Here is an 18994-nt window from a genome sequence, read left to right as displayed (position 1 = left end):
TCGGCCGCCGGGTTGCCCCGATGGGGCGTGCGCGATGATGGAGGGGTCCTCCCTTCGCGTTTCCGTGGCGTCCCTGTGGCGTCCGTCTCCCGGAAAGGTCCCCCCATGGCACCGCGCATCCTGCTGGCCCGGCACGGACAGACGGCCTGGTCGCTGTCCGGCAAGCACACCGGCAGGACCGACGTGCCCCTCCTGGAGGAGGGCCGGCGCGGGGCCAAGCTGCTCGGCGAGCGCCTGCACCACGCTCCGCTCGACGGGCTGCCCGGGGTGGAGGTGCGCACCAGCCCGCTGTCCCGCGCGCGTGAGACGTGCGAGATCGCCGGCTTCGGTGAGCGCGCCGAGCGCTGGGACACGCTGGTGGAGTGGGACTACGGCGCGTACGAGGGCATGACGCCGGCGGAGATCCAGGCCGTGCGCCCGGGGTGGCTGATCTGGCGTGACGGCGTCCCCGAGGGGGAGACCCTCGCCGAGGTCACCGCGCGCGCGGACGAGGTGGTCTCGTGGGCCCGCTCCGCCGACCGAGACGTCCTGGTCTTCGCGCACGGCCACATCCTGCGCTCCATCGGCGCCCGCTGGCTCGGCCTGCCCCTGGACTTCGCCGCACGGATACGCCTGAACCCGACGTCACTGTCCGTCCTCGGCTGGGCCTACGGCGAACCGGCGATCGAGACCTGGAACGACCTGGGCCACCTGGCCGACTGACCGCCTGCCCGGCACCACCACATCTCCCCGGGGGCCCCGGGGAGCCACACGCCCACCCAGACAGGGCCCGCCGCCTTGAAGACCGGCGGAGGGATCCGTTCCGGTGTGGCGGGCGGGGCCTGCTCCCCGGGGCGGGGGAGCGGCGGTGGTTATGCGCGGCCCGTTCTCGGCACGGACGCGTGGCGTTCCAGGAACTCGGAGACCCCGGACGCCCGCCGGTGCGGCAGCAGTACTCGTGCCGTGCCCGCGAGCATGGTCTGGATGCGGGAGGACTGCACCTGGTCCAGCAGGGACAGCACACGCAGGCCGGCGGCGGCCGCCTCGTCGGGACGGCCCTCGCGCGCGAGGTCGTCGGCCAGTTCCGCCATGTAGAGGGCGATGTTGCGCGTGAAGTGCGGGTCCTGCAGATCGGCGGCCCGGCGTGCGTGCCGGGCCGCGCGGCGCCAGTCGCCCAGCGTGGACCAGCACTGCGCCTCCAGCCCCTCCAGCTCGGCCTCGCCGTAGAAGCTCATCCACTCGGGGTCGGCCTCCGAGTGGCCCCGGTCGAAGAGGGCCTGCGCGCGTGCCAGCGCCTGCTCGCAGCCGGGGCGGTCGGCGAGTCCGGCCCAGCCGCCCGCCTCGCGCAGCGCGAGCAGGGACATCAGGCGGGCGGAGCCCAGCGGGCGGGCGGCGCGCTGCGCGGCCTGGGCGGCCCGGACCGCCTCCCGGGGGCGCCCGGCGTCCCGGGCCAGGAACGCGGTGTTGCAGAAGGCGTGCGCCTCCAGCCCCGCGTCCCCGGTCATCCGGGCCGTGGCCAGGGCTTCGGCGTAGTGCGAGCGGGCGTCGTCGAAGCGGCCGGAGTCATGGGCCAGCCAGCCCACGGAGATGGCGAGTTCACCCGCGCCCGCGTGCAGCCGGTCGACGGTGGTCTGCCGGGTCGCGCCCGCGTCCAGGAGCGCGTAGGCGGCGCGCAGGGGAGCCGCCGCCCTCCGGTAGAGGCCGTCCGCGCCGTGCCGGTCGTCGAGCAGCCGGATACGGCGGACGGCCTCCTCCAGGGCGGCCGCCTCGGGCGTGCCGGGCCGGCGCGTCGGCCGGACCGCGGCCACGGCGTCCTTGGCGGACCGCAGCGGGCCCAGCGTGGCGGCGGCCATCGTGGCACCGCCGCCGGTCATGAATGCGCGACGCAGCACGTCGCTCTCCTCGTGGTTCGGTCGGTCTCTCGCGTACGGCTCGTGCGGGTCGTACGGGTCCTGCGTGTCATACGGCTCGAAGGCCCCCCACGTCTCATCGGCCCCACCGGTCTCGTCGGCCTCCGGGCACTCACCGGCGGCCGGTGCCGCGAGCGCGTCCGGGGCCGGCCGTGCCGCTCGTCCGCGGACGGACGACCGGGGCGCGAAGCCGAGATCGGTGAGCGTGCGGCCGGGGAACATGTGCAGGAACACCCGCTCGTACGCGTAGTTCGGGCAGCGGATCTCGCCCGCCTCGACCCGCCCGACGTAGCGCGCGTCACAGCTCACCCGCTCGCCGATCTCGCGCGCGGCCCGCCGCACCAGCGCCGCGAACTCGGCCGGTGAGCGCCGCCCGCGCAACTGCCGGAAGGCGAGGTTCGGCCGTGCTGGCCGTTCGGGCTGCGACGAGGTCACTGTTGACGACGCCATGGCCGGGTCCTCTCGTGCGAACCGTCGAACCATGCCGGAGCCGGGGCGGATTCGGGACGAGTTGTCCGAGTGGCGCCCTGGTTCCGGCGGGCATGAACGTACCTGCTGTGAAGGACCCGCCACGCTGTGTTTGGCTACAAACCGGATATCTCATCCACGATCTGCCATGAACTGCCATCCTTTGCGGCGCACTTGTGCCGTAGCCGTTGACGGGCCCCCGCGTTGGAGTGCATGGACCGCAACAGGCTGTGTGGTGGAGGCCGGCATGAAGACCAGCCAGAGCAACGAACCTTCGACGCCAACCGTGGGGGGCGCGGAGGCGTGCGACCTGGTCACCGTGCCGACCCGGCAGGGACTGGAGGCGGTCGACATCCTGCGGCGCGGCGCGTCGGACGCGGTCGGGCCGGTGCTGCACGACGACGGCTGCGGCACGCTCGGCTTCCTGGTGCCGGCCGGCACGGCCGCCTGCTGGGACGTGCCCGGCAGCACCTGCACCGAGACGAACGGGCGCGGGCTGCGGCTGGACCCCGAGCCGCCCGTGGACGGCTCCGACTGGCTGCTGCCGCCCGGCGGGGCCGACCTCGCCACCGACCCGGTGGTGCTGCGCCGGGCCCTCGGGGAGGCGGCCCGGCTGATCGAGGCGGCCGACAACTGCCGATGACGCGGCTGCCCGCCGCAGCTGCGAAAATGGGGCGATGGGCAGGTCCAGGAACACCCGCAGATCGGCCGCCGCCGAGGCCGTCGTGGAGTCGGTCGACGGCGGGCTCGCGCAGCTGATACCCGACCCGGACCGCGCCCGGGCCTGGACCCTGCTGATCGACGGCGCACCCCAGTCGCACGTGGACCTGGACGACCCCACCTTCCTGTCCTTCGAGTACCAGCGCCGTCTCGGCCACGTCATCGACCTCGTCGCCCCGCCCGGCAGGCCCGTGCACGCCGTGCACCTCGGCGGCGGGGCGTTCACCCTCGCCCGGTACGCCGCCGCCACCCGGCCCCGGTCCACCCAGCAGGTCGTCGAGCGGGACGCCGGCCTGGTCCAACTGGTACGCCGCGAGCTGCCGTTGGACCCCGGCGCGCGGATACGGGTGCGCTCGGCGGACGCCCGCGCGGGACTCGCCAAGGTGCCCGACGGCTGGGCGGACCTGGTCGTCGCCGACGTCTTCAGCGGCACCCGCACCCCCGCCCACCTCACCTCCACCGAGTTCCTGGACGAGGTCCGCCGCGCCCTGAAGCCGTCCGGCGTCTACGCCGCCAACCTCGCCGACGGACCGCCGCTCGCCCATCTGCGCGGCCAGATCGCCACCGCCGCCGCCCGCTTCCCGGAACTCGCGCTCATCGCCGACCCGGCCGTCCTGCGCGGCAAGCGCTTCGGCAACGCGATCCTGGTCGCCTCCGACCTCCCGCTGCCGGTCGCCGAACTCACCCGCCGCGCCGCCTCCGACCCCCACCCCGGCCGGCTCGAACACGGTCGCCCGCTCACCGACTTCACCGGCGGCGCGCTCCCCGTGACGGACGCGGCGGCGGTGGCCTCCCCGGCCCCGCCGCCCTCGGTCTTCCGCTGAGCAGCCGCCCCCGTCAGTAGGTGCCGATCTCCACGTGCGGGGGCCCGTCGTGCCAGGTGCAGAACACCGACACCCGGTCCGTGCCCCGGCTGAACTCCACCCGGATCCAGGTCTCCGTCTTCCACAGCTGCATCGACCAGCCGGTCCCCGGCGTCGCCGAGACGAGCGTCGCGCTGCTCGCGCCCAGCTCGAACACCGCCCGGCCCCCGTCCGTGTCGTACGCCTTCACCTGGCCGGAGGGGGTGGACTTCGGGGACGGAGCGGAGGCGCGCGGGGAGACCGTGGGCCTCGACGGCGCGGGCGAGGGACTTCTCGACGGGGCCGCGGGCGACGCCGGAGCCGAGGGCCTCGCGCCCTGGGTCGTCGCGTCGGCGGCCGTCACCGGCAGGGCGCGCGGCGGATCGTAGGCCGTGCCCGCCATCACCGTGTGCACGCCCCACCACGAGAGCGTGACCGCCGCTCCCGTCGCCAGCAGCCACGCCAGTACGTGTACGAGTCCTCTGCGCATCGCGGGCCATACTGCCCCAGGGGCACCGCCCTTCGCACATGTTCCGAGTTGTCCACAGGCGCCGACCCCGGGTCGGCCGCATGGCGTACGGTGCGGCGCATGGCAAGTGTGCTCGTGGTCGAGGACGACCAGTTCGTGCGCTCGGCGCTCATCCGGCACCTGACCGACGCCTCGCACACCGTGCGCAGCGTCGGCACGGCACTGGAGGCGCTGCGCGAGGTCGCCCATTTCCGCTTCGACGTCGTCATCCTGGACCTCGGACTGCCGGACCTGGACGGCTCCGAGGCCCTGAAGATGCTGCGCGGCATCACCGACGTCCCGGTCATCATCGCCACCGCGAGGGACGACGAGACGGAGGTCGTCCGGCTGCTGAACGCCGGCGCGGACGACTACCTCACCAAGCCGTTCTCCGTCGAGCACCTCTCCGCCCGGATAGCGGCGGTGCTGCGCCGGGCCCGCGCCACGGGCGGCGAGGCCCCGCCCTCCTCCGTCCTGCGCGTCGGCGGACTGACCGTCGACCCGCTGCGCCGCCAGGCCGAACTCGACGGCGCGCGGCTCGATCTCACCCGCCGCGAGTTCGACCTGCTCGCCTTCCTCGCCGGCCGCCCGGGCGTCGTCGTCGCGCGCAAGGACCTCCTCGCCGAGGTCTGGCAGCAGTCCTACGGCGACGACCAGACCATCGACGTCCATCTGTCCTGGCTGCGCCGGAAGCTGGGCGAGACGGCCGCGCGGCCGCGTTACCTGCACACCCTGCGCGGGGTCGGCGTGAAGCTCGAACCACCGGCGGAGGAGGCCGCGCGATGAGATGGGCCCTGGTCAAGGTGTGCCTGGCGGTGACCACGATGGTCGTGGTCGCCTTCGCGGTCCCGCTCGGCCTGGTCGTCAAGGAGATGGCCCGCGACCGAGCCTTCTCCAACGCCGAGCGGGAGGCCGCCGCGGTCGCGCCCGCGCTGTCCATCACCACCGACCGGGACAAGCTGGAGCGGGTGGTGGCCTCCGCCGGTGCCGACTCCGGGATGGCGGTGCACCTGCCCGCCGACAGCGGCCGGGCCGCGCTCGACATCGGCCGGCAGCGCGCCGCCGACCACGACATCGCGGCCGTGCGGAAGCTCGGCCGCGCCTCCACGACCTCCGTCTCCGGGGGCTCCACCCTCCTGCAGCCGGTCGCCCTCGGCTCCGGCTCGATCGCGGTCGTCGAGGTGTACGTCCCCGAGTCCGAGGTGACCAACGGCGTCGGCACGGCCTGGGCGGTGCTCGCCGCCGTCGGGCTCGCGCTGATCGTCGGCTCGGTCGCCGTCGCCGACCGGCTCGGCGTGCGCATGGTCCGCCCCGCGCAGCGCCTGGTCGAGGGCGCGCACGAACTGGGCGACGGCAAGCTCGGCGCCCGGGTCCCGGAGGAGGGGCCCAACGAACTCCGACTCGCGGCCGTCGCGTTCAACTCCATGGCCGACCAGGTCGTCCAGCTCCTCGCGAACGAACGGGAACTGGCGGCGGACCTGTCCCACCGGCTGCGCACCCCGCTCACCGTCCTCCGGCTGAACGCGGCCTCCCTGGGCGCCGGACCGGCTGCCGAACAGACCAGGACCGCCGTCGCCCAGCTGGAGCGCGAGGTCGACACCATCATCCGCACCGCGCGCGAGGCCAAGCCGCAGACCGCCGCGCCGGGACCCGGAGCGGGCTGCGACGCGGCCGAAGTGGTCCGCGAGCGCATGGAGTTCTGGTCCGCGCTCGCCGAGGACGAGGGCCGCAAGTGGCGGGTGGCCGGTGTCGAACGCCCGGTACGCATACCCGTGGCCCGCGCCGACCTGGCCGCCTCCCTCGACGCCCTGCTCGGCAACGTCTTCCGGCACACCACGGAGGGCACCGCCTTCGCGGTCGACGTGCACAACGGCGAGGACGCGGTGATCGTGCTGGTCTCCGACGCGGGCCCCGGCATACCCGACCCCGAGGCGGCGATGGCCCGCGGCCGGGGTTCCGGAAGCGCCGGCTCCACCGGTCTCGGCCTGGACATCGTCCGCCGGCTCGCCGAGTCCACCGGCGGCGACGTCCGCATCGGCGCCTCTGTCCTGGGCGGCACCGAGATACGGATCTGGTTCCAGCTGGACGGCCGCAAGCAGGTCGGCCGGGGGCACCGGGGGGCGATGCGGAGGCGCCGACCGGGCAAATTGGTCTCGACCTTTAACCGTCCCCGATCCCTTCCTTAAGCGAAGCCTAAGGTCTTCAACGACCGTCCGCATCAAGCCGTTTGTCCGATTCCGGCTCGCTAGCGTGCTGCCGCACCACACCCCCGTGAAGAACGAAGGCAGGCACGCGCATGACCACGCACCGGCGCAGGATCAGTGGCAGGAACAAGGCGATAGGCGGCCTGGTCGCCGCGGCCGTGGTCGGGGGCGGCGCTCTCCTGCTCACCGGTACCGCCAACGCGGCCGGGGTGAACGCGGCGTACACCAGGACCAGCGACTGGTCCACGGGCTACACCGCCCAGTACGTCGTCACCAACAACAGCGGCGCCCAGGAGAAGACCTGGACGCTGGAGTTCGACCTGCCGGCCGGCGCCAGGCTCTCCTCACTGTGGAACGGCGAGTCGAGCGTGAGCGGCCGCCACGTCACCGTGAAGCCCGCGAACTGGGACACCGAGGGCATCGCCCCCGGGAAGTCGGTGACCGTCGGCTTCGTGGTCGACGGCAGCGGCGACCCCACGGGCTGCCGTATCGACGACACCCAGTGCTCGCCGGGCAACGGCCCCACGCCCGAGCCCAGCGGCCGCCCGACCCGGACCCAGTCGCCCACCGCGACCCCGGCCCCCACCAAGAGCTCCACCCCGACACAGAGCCCGGCCCCCACCCGGAGCGCGAGCCCCACGCCCACGCCCACCGGGACCACCGGCAGCGGCACCACCGCCTCCGCCGGCTTCGCCCCCTACGTGGACACCTCCCTCTACCCGGCCTTCGACCTGCTCGGCGCCGTCTCCGCGACCGGCGTGAAGAACTACAACCTCGCCTTCGTCACCGACGGCGGCGGCTGCACCCCCAAGTGGGGCGGCGTGACCGACCTGACCGGCGACGGGGTGGCCGCGCAGATCGGCGCGCTGCGGGCCGAGGGCGGTGACGTCCGGGTCTCCTTCGGCGGCGCCTCCGGCTCCGAACTGGCCACCACCTGCTCCTCCGCGGACGCGCTCGCGGCCGCCTACGGCAAGGCGGTCGACGCCTTCAAGCTGACCAAGGTCGACTTCGACGTCGAGGGCGGCGCGCTGCCCAACACGGCCGCCAACACCCGCCGCGCCCAGGCCATCGCCAAGCTCCAGGCCCAGCACCCCGGCCTCGACGTCTCCTTCACCCTCCCCGTGATGCCCGAGGGCCTGACCCAGGACGGCGTGAACCTGCTGTCCGACGCCAAGTCCAACGGTGTGCGGATCGGCACCGTCAACATCATGGCGATGGACTACGGCGCCTCCTACGACGGCGACATGGGCACCTACGCCGAGCAGGCGGCCACCGCCACCCAGGCCCAGGTCAAGAGCGTGCTCGGCCTGTCCGACTCCGCCGCCTGGAAGACCGTCGCCGTCACCCCGATGATCGGCGTCAACGACGTCTCCTCCGAGGTCTTCAAGGTCGACGACGCCACCCAGCTGGCGGACTTCGCCAGGTCCAAGGGCCTCGGTGGCCTGTCGATGTGGTCCGCGACCCGCGACAAGCAGTGCGCGGGCGGCGCCAAGCCCACCGCCGACGCCACCTGCAGCTCCGTCGTCCAGGACGCCGGCGCCTTCTCGAAGGCCTTCGCCGCCTTCAAGTGACCGGCGCCCGAGCCAGGGGCACGGCCCGCCCCCCACACGGGCCGCGCCCCGCCTCCCCCGTCAGAGGGTGGACCCGACCGCCGGCAGCACCCCCGTCCGCGCCGCCTCCCCGTACCAGTGGGCGCTCGACTTCGGGGTGCGGTCCAGGGTGGCGTAGTCGACGTACACCGCGCCGAACCGCTTGCCGTAGCCGTAGGCCCACTCGAAGTTGTCCATCAGGGACCACAGGTAGTACCCGCGCACGTCCGCGCCGTCCGCGATGGCACGGCGGACCTCCGCGAGGTGGCCGTGCAGATAGGCGATGCGCTCGGGGTCGTGGACCCGGCCCTCGGGGTCGGGCTTGTCGTCGTAGGCCGCGCCGTTCTCCGTCACGTACAGCTCGAGCCCCGGGGCCTCGCGGGAGTAGCGCATGATCAGGTCGTACAGGCCCGTCGGGTCGATGGACCAGCCCATCTCGGTGCGCTCGCCCGGGCTCTGGTGGAACAGCACGTCGTCGGCGCCCGGCCAGGGGGAGTGGTCGCTGGCGCCGTGACCGTCCGCGCGCGGGCCCGCGACCTCGCCGGAGGCCGCGGAGACCAGGGCCGGGGTGTAGTAGTTCAGGCCCAGCGCGTCCAGGGGCGCGTCGATCGTGCGCAGGTCGCCGTCGAGGACGTGCGACCAGTCGGTGATCGACGCCGTGGCCTCGATGAGCGACGCGGGGTAGGCCCCGTGCAGCATCGGGCCGTGGAAGACGCCGTTGGCCAGGTCGTCGATGCGGCGGGCCGCCGCGAGGTCGGCCGGGTCCTGGGTGAGGGGCCGCACGACGGACGAGTTGAGGCTGACCGCGATCCGGTTGCGGGCCGGCATCGCCGACCGCAGCGCCTGGGTGGCCAGGCCGTGCCCGAGGTTGAGGTGGTGGGCCGCGCGCAGCGAGGCGGCCGGGTCGGTACGGCCGGGCGCGTGCACACCGGAGCCGTAGCCCAGAAAGGCGCTGCACCAGGGCTCGTTGAGGGTGATCCACTGTTCCACCCGGTCGCCGAGCGCCTCGCCGACGAGCTGCGCGTACTCCGCGAACCGGTGCGCGGTGTCCCGCGCCGGCCAGCCGCCCGCGTCCTCCAGCTCCTGCGGCAGGTCCCAGTGGTAGAGGGTGACGGCCGGCCGGATGCCGTGCGCCAGGAGCTCGTCGACCAGACGGCGGTAGAAGTCCAGGCCCACCTGGACCGCGGGCCCCCGGCCGGTCGGCTGCACCCGGGACCAGGAGACGGAGAAGCGGTAGGCGTTCAGGCCCAGCTCGGCCATCAGCGCCACGTCCTCGCGGTAGCGGTGGTAGTGGTCGACCGCGATGTCACCGGTCTCACCGCCGGCCGTCCTGCCCGGCGTATGGCTGAAGGTGTCCCAGATCGAGGGGGTGCGGCCGTCCTCCCGCACCGCCCCCTCGATCTGGTACGCCGAGGTCGCGGCGCCCCAGAGGAAGGCGGGAGGAAAGGTCACCGAAGAAGGGGATTCAGACATGGAAGCGCTCCCATAAGAGTCGTACGAGACCGGCGAGGGGGGAGGGAAGACACGGGCGGGCGGAGGGGGCCGGGGAGGCGGTGGCCCGGCCCCTGGCGGACGGCGATCAGCCCTTGATCGCACCCTGCATGATCCCGCCCACGATCTGCCTGCCGAACAGCAGGAACGCGATCAGCAGCGGCAGCGTGCCGAGCAGCGCGCCCGCCATGATCACCGCCTGGTCGGGGACATAGCCCGTGCCGAGCGAGTTCAGGGCCACCTGAACCGTCGGGTTCTGCTGGTTCAGGGCGATGATCGGCCACAGGAAGTCGTTCCAGGCGAACACGAACGTCAGCAGGCCGAGCACCGCCATCGCCGGCCGGGCGGCCGGGAAGACCACGTGCCAGACGACGCGCAGACTGTTCGCGCCGTCCACCCGGGCCGCCTCGATCAGCTCGCCCGGCAGCGCCTGCACCAGGTACTGGCGCATGAAGAACGTGCCGAAGGCGGTCACCAGGCTCGGCAGGATCACCGTCTGCAGCTGGTTGGACCAGCCGAGGTCGGCCATCCACAGGTACAGCGGTACGACCGCCAGCTGCGGCGGGATCATCATCGTGCCGACGGTCAGCAGCAACAGCAGGCCGGAGAACCGGAACCGCAGCTTGGCGAAGGCGAAACCGGCCAGCGTGGAGAACAGCACCGTACTGATCGTGATCGTGCCCGCCACGAGCACCGAGTTGAACATCGCGGTGCCGAGCCCGGCCTGGTCCCAGGCCGCCTGGAGGTTCCTGAACAGGTTGCCGCCGAACCACAGCGGGGGCGGGGTCTGGGCGAGCCGCCGGTCGGTGCGGGAGGCGGCGACCGCCGTCCACACCAGCGGGGCCAGCGAGACGAGCGCGAAGACGGTCAGGACGGCATACGTCACCGGACCCGCGTGCAGCTGCTTGCCGGCGCCCATGCCACGCGGCCGTCGCTCCTTGCGCCCGGCCCGAGGGATGGTCAGTTCGCTCATTGGGACTTCCTCAGCCGTCGGGTGAGCAGCAGGTTGACCGCGGCGACGATCAGCAGGATCAGGAACATCGACCAGGCGATGGCGGACGCCTTCCCGAGGTTGCCGATGATCCAGCCCTGGTCGTACATGTACAGACCGAGCGTCTGGTACTGGTGCTCCGAGCCGCCCTTGGACCCGCTGACCCCGCCGAAGAGCAGCGGTTCACCGAAGAGCTGGGTGGCGCCGATGGTGGAGACGACGACCGTGAACAGGATCGTGGGCCGCAGCTGCGGGACCGTCACGTGCCGGAACTGCTGCCAGCGGTTGGCGCCGTCGATGGCCGCCGACTCGTACAGGTCCGCCGGGATCGCCTGCATCGCCGCGAGGTAGATCAGCGCGTTGTAGCCCGTCCACCGCCAGATCACGATGGACGACACCGCGAACTGCGAACCCCAGTCCGACTCGCGCCAGTTGACGGGGTGCACCCCGAAGAAGTGCAGGATCCAGTTGACCATGCCGCCGTCCCACGAGTACAGCAGCGTGAACACCAGGGTCGCCGCGGCCACCGAGGTGGCGTACGGGGTCAGCATCACCACGCGCCAGGCGGTCGAGCCGCGCAGCCGGTAGTTCAGCAGGTGCGCGAGACCGAGCGCCGCCAGCAGCTGGGGCACGGTCGAGATCACACCGATGGTGAAGGTGTTCGTCAGCGCGTTCCAGAAGAAGTCCGAGGACAACAGGTTCTTGTAGTTGTCCAGGCCCGTCCAGGTCTGGTGGTCGAGGGAGGCCAGCTGCACGTCGTGCAGCGAGTACCAGGCCGTGTAGAGCAGCGGGACCAGGGTGAAGGCCCCGAACAGGACGAAGAAGGGGGCGACGAACGCGTACGGCGACGCCTTCATGTCCCAGCGGTACAGCCGGCTGCGCCAGGAGTCGGTACCCGCCGGCGTACCGCGACCGTGAGCGCCCCGGGCCGCGCCCGGCGGGGTGCCGGGCGCGGCCTCGGCGCTCGACGCGGGGTGCGCGAGAGCCTGCTTGGAGCTGGTCACTGGCCGAGCACGTCCTTGATCTCCTTGGACGCCGCGTCCCAGCCCTGGGACGGCGACTTGCCCTTCTGCTCGACCTGGAGGATGCCGACGTCGGTGATGGCCGAGTTGATCGGCTGGTCCTTGATGCCGAAGTACTGCGTCGGGATGGTCTTCGCCGAGTCGGAGAAGATCTGGGTGATCGGCGCGTTCGAGAAGTAGGCGGTGGTGTCCGGGGCCGGTGTCAGGCTCGAGTAGGCCGACGGGACGGACGGGAAGCTCGCCTGCTTGGCGAACACCTTCGCCTGCTGCGCGGGCGCGGTCAGCCACTTGGCCAGCGCGATGGCCTCCTTCTGGTGCTTGCCCGCCGTCGGCACGCCGAGGAAGGAGCCGCCCCAGTTGGACGCGGTCGGGGCCGCCGCCACGTCCCAGTTGCCCTTGCCGGAGTCACCGGACTTCTGCTCGATGTAGCCGAGCATCCAGGCCGGGCAGGCGACGGTGGCGAAGCTCGCGTTGGCGTAGCCCTGGTCCCAGGTCGGGTCGAACTGCTTCAGCTTCGCCGACATGTCGCTGGTCGCGACGCTCATCGCCACGTTCCAGGCCTTCTTCACGCCGTCCGACTTGTCCCAGACGACGTCGCCGGTCCCCTTGTCGTAGTAGCGCTCGTCGCCGCCGCCGAGGGCCGCGTTGTAGACGGAGGCCGCCGAGTCCACGAACTTGGTGCCCTTGGGCGCCTTCTTCATGTACTGCTTGCCGACGCCGACGTACTTGGCCCAGTCGCCCTTCCACATGTCGGCGAGCTTGGTGCGGTCGGTCGGCAGCCCGGCCTTCTGGAAGAGGTCCTTGCGGTAGCAGATGGCCATCGGCCCGATGTCCGTGCCGAGTCCGATGAGCTTGCCGTCCTTGGTGGTGGCCTGGGCGTTCTTCCAGTCCAGCCACTGGGACTTGTCGACGTCCTTGCCGAGGTCGACGAACTTGTCCTCCTGGGTCTGCACGGCCTCGGTGATGTTGCCGACCTCGATGGCCTGGACGTCGTCGGTGCCGGAGCCGGCCTGGAGGCGGGTGAGCACCTTCGGCCAGTAGACGTCGGTCCTGGTGGTGACGTTCTCCTTGATGTTGATGTTCGGGTGCAGCTTCATGTAGTCGTCGTAGAGGCCGGCCTGCTTGTAGCCGAAGACGCCGAAGGTCCCGATGGTGAGGGTGATCTTGCCCTTGCCGCTGCCGTTGCCACCGTCCGAGTTGTCCGACGAACCGTCGCTCGAGTCCTTGGCGCAGCCGGCCAGCAGCCCCGTGGTCAAGGCGGCGACGGCCGCGAGGGCCATCAGCCGCTGGGACCGGCGGATGCTCGTGCGCATTGCGTCCTCCTGTTGCCTGACGTGCCGACCCCCCGGCCAACTGCATGGAAATAGGGCCCGTTCGTACTCGCTGCGGCTCGGGCGGGGAACGTGCGGGATGTGTAGGTGTCAGGTACTGTGGGAGCGCTCCCACAGGTGATGTGTTGAAGAGTCGCGGCTCCGGGGCGGGGTGTCAAGGGACCCGGCAGCGGCAAGTGCGTTCAGTTATCGAGGCGTTAACGAGCCATCGCCCGTCCCCCGGGGCCCCCGTGGCCCTGGCCAGGACTGTTAGATTCCAGCCAGCCGGGATTTGTGTCGAGGGAAGGTGGAGCCCATGGCGAGCCACGGAGCGCGGGGCCGGAGCGGTGGTCGGCCCACGCTCGAGGAGGTCGCCGCCCGGGCCGGGGTCGGCCGGGGCACGGTGTCCCGGGTGATCAACGGCTCGCCCCGGGTCAGTGACGCCACCCGTGCCGCGGTCGAGGCGGCGGTCGCCGAACTGGGCTACGTCCCCAACACCGCGGCCCGCGCACTCGCCGCCAACCGCACCGACGCCATCGCCCTGGTCGTCCCCGAGCCGGAGACCCGCTTCTTCGCGGAGCCGTACTTCTCCGACATGCTGCGCGGTGTCGGCGCCGAACTCTCCGACACCGAGATGCAGTTGCTGCTGATCTTCGCGGGCAGCGACCGGGAGCGGCAGCGCCTGGCCCAGTACCTCGCCGCCCATCGCGTGGACGGCGTCCTGCTGGTGTCGGTCCACGCCGACGATCCCCTGCCCGACCTGCTTTCCCAGTTGGAGATCCCGGCCGTGATCAGCGGCCCTCGCTCGGCCGGGGAGACGCTCCCCTCGGTGGACTCGGACAACTACGGCGGCGGCCGCTCGGCCGTGGAGCACCTGCTGGCCGGTGGCCGCACCCGGATCGCGCACATCACCGGGCGCCTGGACGTGTACGGCGCCCAGCGCCGCGTCGACGGCTACCGCGAGGCGCTGCGGGACGCGGGCCGGACCGTGGACGAACTCCTCGTCGCGCCCGGCGACTTCACGGAGGAGGGCGGCCGGCGGGCGATGTCCGTGCTGCTGGAGCGGCACCCGGACCTGGACGCGGTCTTCGCCGGTTCGGACGTGATGGCGGCCGGCGCCCGCCAGGTGCTGCGCGAGGCGGGCCGCCGCATCCCGGACGACGTGGCACTGGTCGGGTACGACGACTCGGCCATCGCCCGCCACATGGACCCGCCGCTCAGCAGCGTCCGCCAGCCCATCGAGGAGATGGGCCGGGCGATGATCGACCTGCTGCAGGCCGAGATCGCCGACCGCCGCCCGGCGGCGGTACGGGGATCGGAGCGCCGGCACGCGGTACTGCCCACGGAACTGGTGGCCCGGGCGTCGTCGTGACCGGGCCCGGCGTGCCGGTGAGGGCGCGGACGCGTCGGCGACGGCGGCGAGAGACCTGTTCCGTGGGCTCGGCGGCTCGCCGGGGGGCGCGGTGTTCGGCTCGCCGTTCACCGGGGTGGCGACGGGGGAGGCGTATCGGCGCGCGGCGGTGGCGGGTGGCGCACGGCACATCTTCCCGGCGGCCACCGGCCCCGCAAACGAATCAGCCGGTGCCCCGTCCTGAGACGGAGTCACCGGCTGATCACACAGGGTGAGTGACGGGACTCGAACCCGCGGCATCCTGGACCACAACCAGGTGCTCTACCAGCTGAGCTACACCCACCATGACCAGCGCTTGGAAACTTGTCGTTTCCCCGACCGGCCGAGAAGAAGTCTACAGGGTCCGAGGGGGTGCTCGCGCACAGGTTTTCGCGCGGCCCCCCCGAGCGGACCCCGGCCCTCCTACTTCGCGGCGGGCAGCACGTGCTTCGCCGCGATCGCCCGTGCCGTCTCCGAGTCCGGGCCCGGCTGCGGGACGAAGACGGCCTCGCGGTAGTAGCGCAGCTCGGCGATGGACTCGCGGATGTCGGCGAGGGCCCGGTGGTTGCCGTTCTTCTCCGGGCTGTTGAAGTACGCCCTCGGGTACCAGCGGCGGGCCAGCTCCTTGACCGAGGACACGTCGACGATCCGGTAGTGGAGGTAGTCCTCCAGGGTCGGCATGTCCCGCAGCAGGAAGCCGCGGTCGGTGCCGACGGAGTTGCCGCACAGCGGGGCCTTGCCGGGCTCCTTCACGTACTCCCTGACGTACGCCAGGACCTGCTCCTCGGCGTCCTGCAGGGTCGTGCCGTTCGGGAGCTCCGCGAGCAGCCCGGACGCGGTGTGCATCTGACGCACCACCTCCGGCATCGTCTCCAGTGCCTGCTCCGGCGGGCGGATGACGATGTCCACCCCCTCGCCGAGTACGTTCAGCTCGGAGTCGGTGACGAGGGCGGCCACCTCGATGAGAGCGTCGTCGGACAGCGAGAGGCCGGTCATCTCGCAGTCGATCCACACCATGCGATCGTTCATGCGACCACCCTAAAGCTGACGTCCGCATTTGGATGCCCCCGTGCCGCCGCCGGCCGGGCACGACACGAAGAAGAAGGGGACGGGTGCGTGCCCCCGTCCCCTTCTCACGTGCGTCTCCGGCTCAGCTGCCCGAGCGCGGCCCCGGCAGCAGGCTCACCGCGCCGGCCGCCGCGCGGCGGCTCTGGAGCGGCACCCCGCTGTCCCGGTCCGCGTGCAGGACGGGCACGGGGCCCACCGGTCCCGGGCCCGGCAGCCCCGCGGGCGGGACCGGCTGGCCGGGCGGCGGCAGCGGGGCCTCCACCTCACCCGGCCTGTCGCCCTGCGGCCTGCGGGCCCGGTAGGCGGCCCGGTAGGCGGCGGGGGACGAGCCGAGCTGGCGGCGGAAGTGCCCGCGCAGCGCGACCGGCGAGCGGAATCCGCACCGGCCCGCGACCTCGTCCACGGAGTAGTCCGACGTCTCCAGCAGCCGCTGCGCCTGGAGCACCCGTTGCGTGATCAGCCACTGCAGCGGCGCGCTCCCGGTGAGCGAGCGGAACCGGCGGTCGAACGTACGGCGGCTCATATAGGCGCGTGCCGCCAGCGTCTCCACGTCGAACTGCTCGTGGAGGTGTTCCAGCGCCCAGGCGACGACCTCGGCGAGCGGGTCGGCGCCGATCTCCTCGGGTAAAGACCTGTCGAGATAGCGCTCCTGACCGCCGCTGCGGCGCGGCGGGACCACCAGGCGCCGGGCGAGCGCGCCGGCCGCCTCGTTGCCGTGGTCCGTCCGCACGATGTGCAGACACAGGTCGATGCCGGCCGCCGTCCCCGCCGACGTGAGCACGTCGCCGTCGTCGACGAACAGTTCGCGCGGATCCACGTGCACCGACGGATAGCGCTTGGCCAGCGTCGGCGCGTACATCCAGTGGGTGGTCGCCGGGCGTCCGTCCAGCAGTCCGGCTGCCGCGAGCACGAATGCGCCCGTGCACAGCCCGACGATGCGGGCACCCTCCTCGTGCGCCCGGCGCAGTGCGTCGAGCGCCTCCTCCGGTGGCGGCGAGGTGATCGAGCGCCAGGCCGGTACGACGACGGTGCCGGCGCGTGAGATCGCCTCCAGCCCATGCGGCGCGGTGAGTTCCAGGCCCCCTGTGGTCCGCAGTGGGCCTTCCTCACCTGCGCACACCAGCAGTCGGTAGCGCGGCACGCCGGCGTCCTGGCGGTCGATCCCGAACACCGACAACGGAATGGAACTCTCGAAGATGGGGCCGCCGCTGAACAGCAGCACCGCGACGATCTCCTTGCGGCGGCGCCCGGACAGCTTCCGGGCTGCGGTTTCCGGCGCGGCAGTGGAGTCGTGGCTCATACTGCTAAGCCCCCCTCGGTGGTCGCGGCTCCTCGGTTGTGTCGCTCCTGCACGTTTCCCCTCGGTCCTGCACGAGTCCCCCGCCGTAAGACAAGATCGAATCTACTGGGTCCCGCGGTCTCACGGTGACCAGTTCCAAATGCGGCACATTGTCGACATGACAACTTGGCGTGAAGCATTCGATCACGAAGCGTTGCACTCGCGGGGCGTGCAGGGAAGTGCGCCTTGTCGCAGTGGCCAAACCGCGTAGGGTGCGCAGCGGCCCGTAGACCCTTTCCCTGCAGGTGGAACCGGGGTTGGGGGGTGGTCGGGGCCCCTCCTGGCCGATATCCAGAAGTTGGCTGAAAAGAAGCGTTCAGAGGTGCGGAAACAGGTCAGTCACCCGGTGTCCGTCCCCGGGTGTGACGTCCACCTCTTTGCGCGTCGCAACGCCGGGCTCCCCGCTCGGAGTGGCGCAGCAGCAGCCGGCACACGGCCGTCACGGCGGCCAGTCCCAGCGCCGTCCCCGCCGCGCCGGCCAGCGAGGTGCCGTACCAGACCAGCACCACGGGGACGAGGACGCAGCTGAAGGCGGCCCAGCGGATCACATCGCCGGCGGTGTCCGGCGCAAAGGGCTGCTCGCTGCTGGATCGGGGTCCGGACATCACGTACTCCCTGTGGCGGTGGCTCACCCGGGTTCAACGCGTGTTCGAGCGGTCGGTCACCGGTCGTACTTCTGTGAATCCTGTGCAAACCGCCTGTACGGGGCAGCGAGCATTGCGTTACGGGCGTCGCTCGTGCATGCTCCGGTGAACCCCTGCGGAAGTGGGGGACCGCTCACGGAGCGTGCGCGGGATCTGGGCTCGGGAGGCGTGCCGCCGTACCCTTGGGGGTATGGGGTGGGGAAGATGTTTCCCGGACACAGCTCCGTCGCACACTGTCGACCCATCCATAAAGGATCACAACGCCGAGACAGCCATGGCCGGTCACGAATTCTTCGAACCCGCGGACCGCAAGCGGCCGGTCGCCGACCCCACGGCGGCCGATCCCCTGGCGGCGGAAGACCCACGCCCCTCCTGCGATCCTGCCTTCCGGCACGGGGTCGTCGTCGGCTTCGACGGCTCCAACTCCAGTGAGCGCGCCCTCGCCTACGCGATCGGCATGGCCCACCGCTCCCAGTCCGGCCTGATCATCGTCCATGTGGCCAACCGGCTGCCCACCACCGTGTGGGCCGGCTGCGAGCCGCCCGTCTTCGTCGACGTGCCGGACCACCGCACCGAGGTCCTGGGGCTGGAACTGGCCTGCGCGGACTATCTGGCGGAGGTGCCGTGGATCCTGGTCGAGCGCGGCGGCGACATCTGCCACGAACTCGAAGAGGTGGGGCGGGAGTACGAGGCGGACGCGATCGTCGTCGGCTCCACCCACGGTATCGTCGGCCGGATTTTCGGCTCGGTCGCGGGACGGCTCGCCAAGCGGGCGCAGCGGCCCGTGATCGTCATCCCCTGAGGTCCGACGCCCCGTCAACTCTCTTTGTGCAGCGCGAAACTACTGACGCGTAGAGGTGGATTGTGCCCTTGTGAAGGGCATGTATCGGTCACCGCGCAACTGCACATGCATGAAGGGAGCCCGCCGTGGACAACGACGTCTCCGCGGGAATCGGAAGCACTACCGTGGTCGGCCGACTCGCCCTGGGTGTCACCCTGCTGGCGTTCGGGCTCGGTACGACCGGCGTGATCGACGGCGTGGCGGCGTCCGACGCCGTATCGCTGGCCCACTACGTGGGCGGGGTCGCGCTCTTCCTCGTTGGTCTGCTGGCCTTCCGTGACCGCGACAGCGCCTCCGGCACGGCCTTCGTGGCCCTCGGCGCACTCTGGTTCACCTGGGCCGTCTCCGGTCAGGGCTCCGCGCACGCCGCCGGGCTCTTCCTGCTCCTGTTCGCCCTCGTGGCGCTCACACTGACCCTGACGGGCGGCGACAGTCTCGGCCAGGCCGTGTACGGGCTGCTGTCCCTCGCGATGCTCGTGCTCGCCGTGGCGCAGTTCGCGGACAGTTCCGTTCTCACCAAGGTCGGCGGCTGGGTGGCCGTCGTCTCCGGGGCGGTGGCCTGGTACGCGGCGACGGCAGCCGTCGCGCACTGGCCGACGGTGCTTCCCCGGCGTGCCGCCGGCCGGGGGGTGACGGCCACCGGCTGATCCGCAGCGGCACGGATAGGACCCCCACGTG

General features: G+C 72.1%; 18 protein-coding genes and 1 tRNA gene. 9 read left to right on the top strand and 10 right to left on the bottom strand.

The window, feature by feature from the left end:
- The first annotated feature begins 105 nt into the window (after positions 1–105).
- Positions 106–702: a histidine phosphatase family protein gene (locus tag ACZ7FF_RS30525; protein WP_470816107.1), complete on the top strand. Its 597-nt coding sequence runs from the start codon at positions 106–108 to the stop codon at positions 700–702.
- A gap of 149 nt (positions 703–851) precedes the next feature.
- On the opposite strand, the gene ACZ7FF_RS30520 is transcribed toward ACZ7FF_RS30525, so the two are convergent.
- Complete coding sequence (locus ACZ7FF_RS30520) at positions 852–2339, bottom strand: hypothetical protein (protein WP_470816105.1); 1488 nt, start codon at positions 2337–2339, stop codon at positions 852–854.
- A gap of 265 nt (positions 2340–2604) precedes the next feature.
- On the opposite strand from ACZ7FF_RS30520, the gene ACZ7FF_RS30515 reads away from it, so the two are divergent.
- Both ACZ7FF_RS30515 and ACZ7FF_RS30510 read left to right on the top strand, forming a co-directional pair.
- On the top strand, positions 2605–3000 hold the full coding sequence (locus ACZ7FF_RS30515) for a hypothetical protein (protein WP_470816104.1): 396 nt from the start codon (positions 2605–2607) through the stop codon (positions 2998–3000).
- 34 nt (positions 3001–3034) lie between these two features.
- On the top strand, positions 3035–3901 hold the full coding sequence (locus ACZ7FF_RS30510; protein ID WP_470816103.1) for a spermidine synthase: 867 nt from the start codon (positions 3035–3037) through the stop codon (positions 3899–3901).
- Between the two features lie 13 nt (positions 3902–3914).
- On the opposite strand, the gene ACZ7FF_RS30505 is transcribed toward ACZ7FF_RS30510, so the two are convergent.
- Positions 3915–4409: a hypothetical protein gene (locus ACZ7FF_RS30505; protein WP_470816101.1), complete on the bottom strand. Its 495-nt coding sequence runs from the start codon at positions 4407–4409 to the stop codon at positions 3915–3917.
- 99 nt (positions 4410–4508) lie between these two features.
- Here ACZ7FF_RS30505 and ACZ7FF_RS30500 point away from each other — a divergent pair, with 99 nt between their 5' ends.
- The 3 genes from ACZ7FF_RS30500 (at position 4509) to ACZ7FF_RS30490 (ending at position 8202) form a co-directional block, all read left to right on the top strand.
- Positions 4509–5213, top strand: coding sequence for a response regulator transcription factor (locus ACZ7FF_RS30500; protein ID WP_470816099.1), 705 nt, complete (start codon positions 4509–4511; stop codon positions 5211–5213).
- Positions 5210–6613, top strand: coding sequence for a sensor histidine kinase (locus tag ACZ7FF_RS30495; RefSeq protein WP_470816098.1), 1404 nt, complete (start codon positions 5210–5212; stop codon positions 6611–6613). Before ACZ7FF_RS30500 ends, ACZ7FF_RS30495 begins: the two co-directional genes overlap by 4 nt.
- A gap of 110 nt (positions 6614–6723) precedes the next feature.
- A complete protein-coding gene (locus tag ACZ7FF_RS30490) occupies positions 6724–8202 on the top strand; it encodes a glycoside hydrolase family 18 protein (protein WP_470816097.1) in 1479 nt (492 codons plus the stop codon).
- Between the two features lie 60 nt (positions 8203–8262).
- Here ACZ7FF_RS30490 and ACZ7FF_RS30485 read toward each other — a convergent pair whose 3' ends face one another.
- The 4 genes from ACZ7FF_RS30485 to ACZ7FF_RS30470 all read right to left on the bottom strand — a co-directional run bounded on the left by ACZ7FF_RS30485 (position 8263) and on the right by ACZ7FF_RS30470 (position 13037).
- On the bottom strand, positions 8263–9693 hold the full coding sequence (locus ACZ7FF_RS30485; protein ID WP_470816095.1) for a GH1 family beta-glucosidase: 1431 nt from the start codon (positions 9691–9693) through the stop codon (positions 8263–8265).
- 106 nt (positions 9694–9799) lie between these two features.
- Positions 9800–10684: a carbohydrate ABC transporter permease gene (locus tag ACZ7FF_RS30480; protein WP_470816093.1), complete on the bottom strand. Its 885-nt coding sequence runs from the start codon at positions 10682–10684 to the stop codon at positions 9800–9802.
- Complete coding sequence (locus tag ACZ7FF_RS30475) at positions 10681–11706, bottom strand: carbohydrate ABC transporter permease (RefSeq protein WP_470816092.1); 1026 nt, start codon at positions 11704–11706, stop codon at positions 10681–10683. The genes ACZ7FF_RS30480 and ACZ7FF_RS30475 overlap by 4 nt, the downstream gene beginning before the upstream one ends.
- Positions 11703–13037, bottom strand: a complete 1335-nt coding sequence (locus tag ACZ7FF_RS30470; protein WP_470816090.1) for an ABC transporter substrate-binding protein — start codon at positions 13035–13037, stop codon at positions 11703–11705. The genes ACZ7FF_RS30475 and ACZ7FF_RS30470 overlap by 4 nt, the downstream gene beginning before the upstream one ends.
- 313 nt (positions 13038–13350) lie before the next feature.
- On the opposite strand from ACZ7FF_RS30470, the gene ACZ7FF_RS30465 reads away from it, so the two are divergent.
- Positions 13351–14406, top strand: coding sequence for a LacI family DNA-binding transcriptional regulator (locus tag ACZ7FF_RS30465; protein WP_470816089.1), 1056 nt, complete (start codon positions 13351–13353; stop codon positions 14404–14406).
- A 249-nt stretch (positions 14407–14655) separates the two neighbouring features.
- Here ACZ7FF_RS30465 and ACZ7FF_RS30460 read toward each other — a convergent pair.
- The 4 genes from ACZ7FF_RS30460 to ACZ7FF_RS30445 form a co-directional block, all read right to left on the bottom strand.
- Positions 14656–14728: transfer RNA gene (locus ACZ7FF_RS30460), tRNA-His, on the bottom strand.
- Positions 14729–14847: 119 nt separating this feature from the next.
- Positions 14848–15453, bottom strand: a complete 606-nt coding sequence (gene orn, locus ACZ7FF_RS30455; RefSeq protein ID WP_470816088.1) for an oligoribonuclease — start codon at positions 15451–15453, stop codon at positions 14848–14850.
- Positions 15454–15574: 121 nt separating this feature from the next.
- Positions 15575–16792: a helix-turn-helix domain-containing protein gene (locus ACZ7FF_RS30450; RefSeq protein WP_470816086.1), complete on the bottom strand. Its 1218-nt coding sequence runs from the start codon at positions 16790–16792 to the stop codon at positions 15575–15577.
- 374 nt (positions 16793–17166) lie between these two features.
- Positions 17167–17436 (bottom strand): hypothetical protein, encoded by a 270-nt coding sequence (locus ACZ7FF_RS30445; RefSeq protein ID WP_470816084.1) that lies wholly within the window; start codon positions 17434–17436, stop codon positions 17167–17169.
- Between the two features lie 313 nt (positions 17437–17749).
- Between ACZ7FF_RS30445 and ACZ7FF_RS30440 the strand changes: the two genes are divergently transcribed.
- Together ACZ7FF_RS30440 and ACZ7FF_RS30435 are read left to right on the top strand one after the other, a co-directional pair.
- Positions 17750–18277 (top strand): universal stress protein, encoded by a 528-nt coding sequence (locus ACZ7FF_RS30440; protein ID WP_470816082.1) that lies wholly within the window; start codon positions 17750–17752, stop codon positions 18275–18277.
- 125 nt (positions 18278–18402) lie between these two features.
- On the top strand, positions 18403–18963 hold the full coding sequence (locus ACZ7FF_RS30435; RefSeq protein ID WP_470816081.1) for a GPR1/FUN34/YaaH family transporter: 561 nt from the start codon (positions 18403–18405) through the stop codon (positions 18961–18963).
- Positions 18964–18994 lie beyond the last annotated feature (31 nt).

The organism is Streptomyces sp. NPDC037126 (assembly GCF_055605965.1).
Note: the sequence above shows the minus strand (reverse complement) of the source record. Positions and strands in the feature narration are given on the sequence as shown.

Coding starts and splice junctions, on each gene's coding strand:
- ACZ7FF_RS30525 (WP_470816107.1), top strand. CDS start 106: ATGGCACCGCGCATCCTGCTGGCCCGGCACGGACAGACGGCCTGGTCG.
- ACZ7FF_RS30520 (WP_470816105.1), bottom strand. CDS start 2,339: ATGGCGTCGTCAACAGTGACCTCGTCGCAGCCCGAACGGCCAGCACGG.
- ACZ7FF_RS30515 (WP_470816104.1), top strand. CDS start 2,605: ATGAAGACCAGCCAGAGCAACGAACCTTCGACGCCAACCGTGGGGGGC.
- ACZ7FF_RS30510 (WP_470816103.1), top strand. CDS start 3,035: ATGGGCAGGTCCAGGAACACCCGCAGATCGGCCGCCGCCGAGGCCGTC.
- ACZ7FF_RS30505 (WP_470816101.1), bottom strand. CDS start 4,409: ATGCGCAGAGGACTCGTACACGTACTGGCGTGGCTGCTGGCGACGGGA.
- ACZ7FF_RS30500 (WP_470816099.1), top strand. CDS start 4,509: ATGGCAAGTGTGCTCGTGGTCGAGGACGACCAGTTCGTGCGCTCGGCG.
- ACZ7FF_RS30495 (WP_470816098.1), top strand. CDS start 5,210: ATGAGATGGGCCCTGGTCAAGGTGTGCCTGGCGGTGACCACGATGGTC.
- ACZ7FF_RS30490 (WP_470816097.1), top strand. CDS start 6,724: ATGACCACGCACCGGCGCAGGATCAGTGGCAGGAACAAGGCGATAGGC.
- ACZ7FF_RS30485 (WP_470816095.1), bottom strand. CDS start 9,693: ATGTCTGAATCCCCTTCTTCGGTGACCTTTCCTCCCGCCTTCCTCTGG.
- ACZ7FF_RS30480 (WP_470816093.1), bottom strand. CDS start 10,684: ATGAGCGAACTGACCATCCCTCGGGCCGGGCGCAAGGAGCGACGGCCG.
- ACZ7FF_RS30470 (WP_470816090.1), bottom strand. CDS start 13,037: ATGCGCACGAGCATCCGCCGGTCCCAGCGGCTGATGGCCCTCGCGGCC.
- ACZ7FF_RS30465 (WP_470816089.1), top strand. CDS start 13,351: ATGGCGAGCCACGGAGCGCGGGGCCGGAGCGGTGGTCGGCCCACGCTC.
- orn (WP_470816088.1), bottom strand. CDS start 15,453: ATGAACGATCGCATGGTGTGGATCGACTGCGAGATGACCGGCCTCTCG.
- ACZ7FF_RS30450 (WP_470816086.1), bottom strand. CDS start 16,792: ATGAGCCACGACTCCACTGCCGCGCCGGAAACCGCAGCCCGGAAGCTG.
- ACZ7FF_RS30445 (WP_470816084.1), bottom strand. CDS start 17,436: ATGTCCGGACCCCGATCCAGCAGCGAGCAGCCCTTTGCGCCGGACACC.
- ACZ7FF_RS30440 (WP_470816082.1), top strand. CDS start 17,750: ATGGCCGGTCACGAATTCTTCGAACCCGCGGACCGCAAGCGGCCGGTC.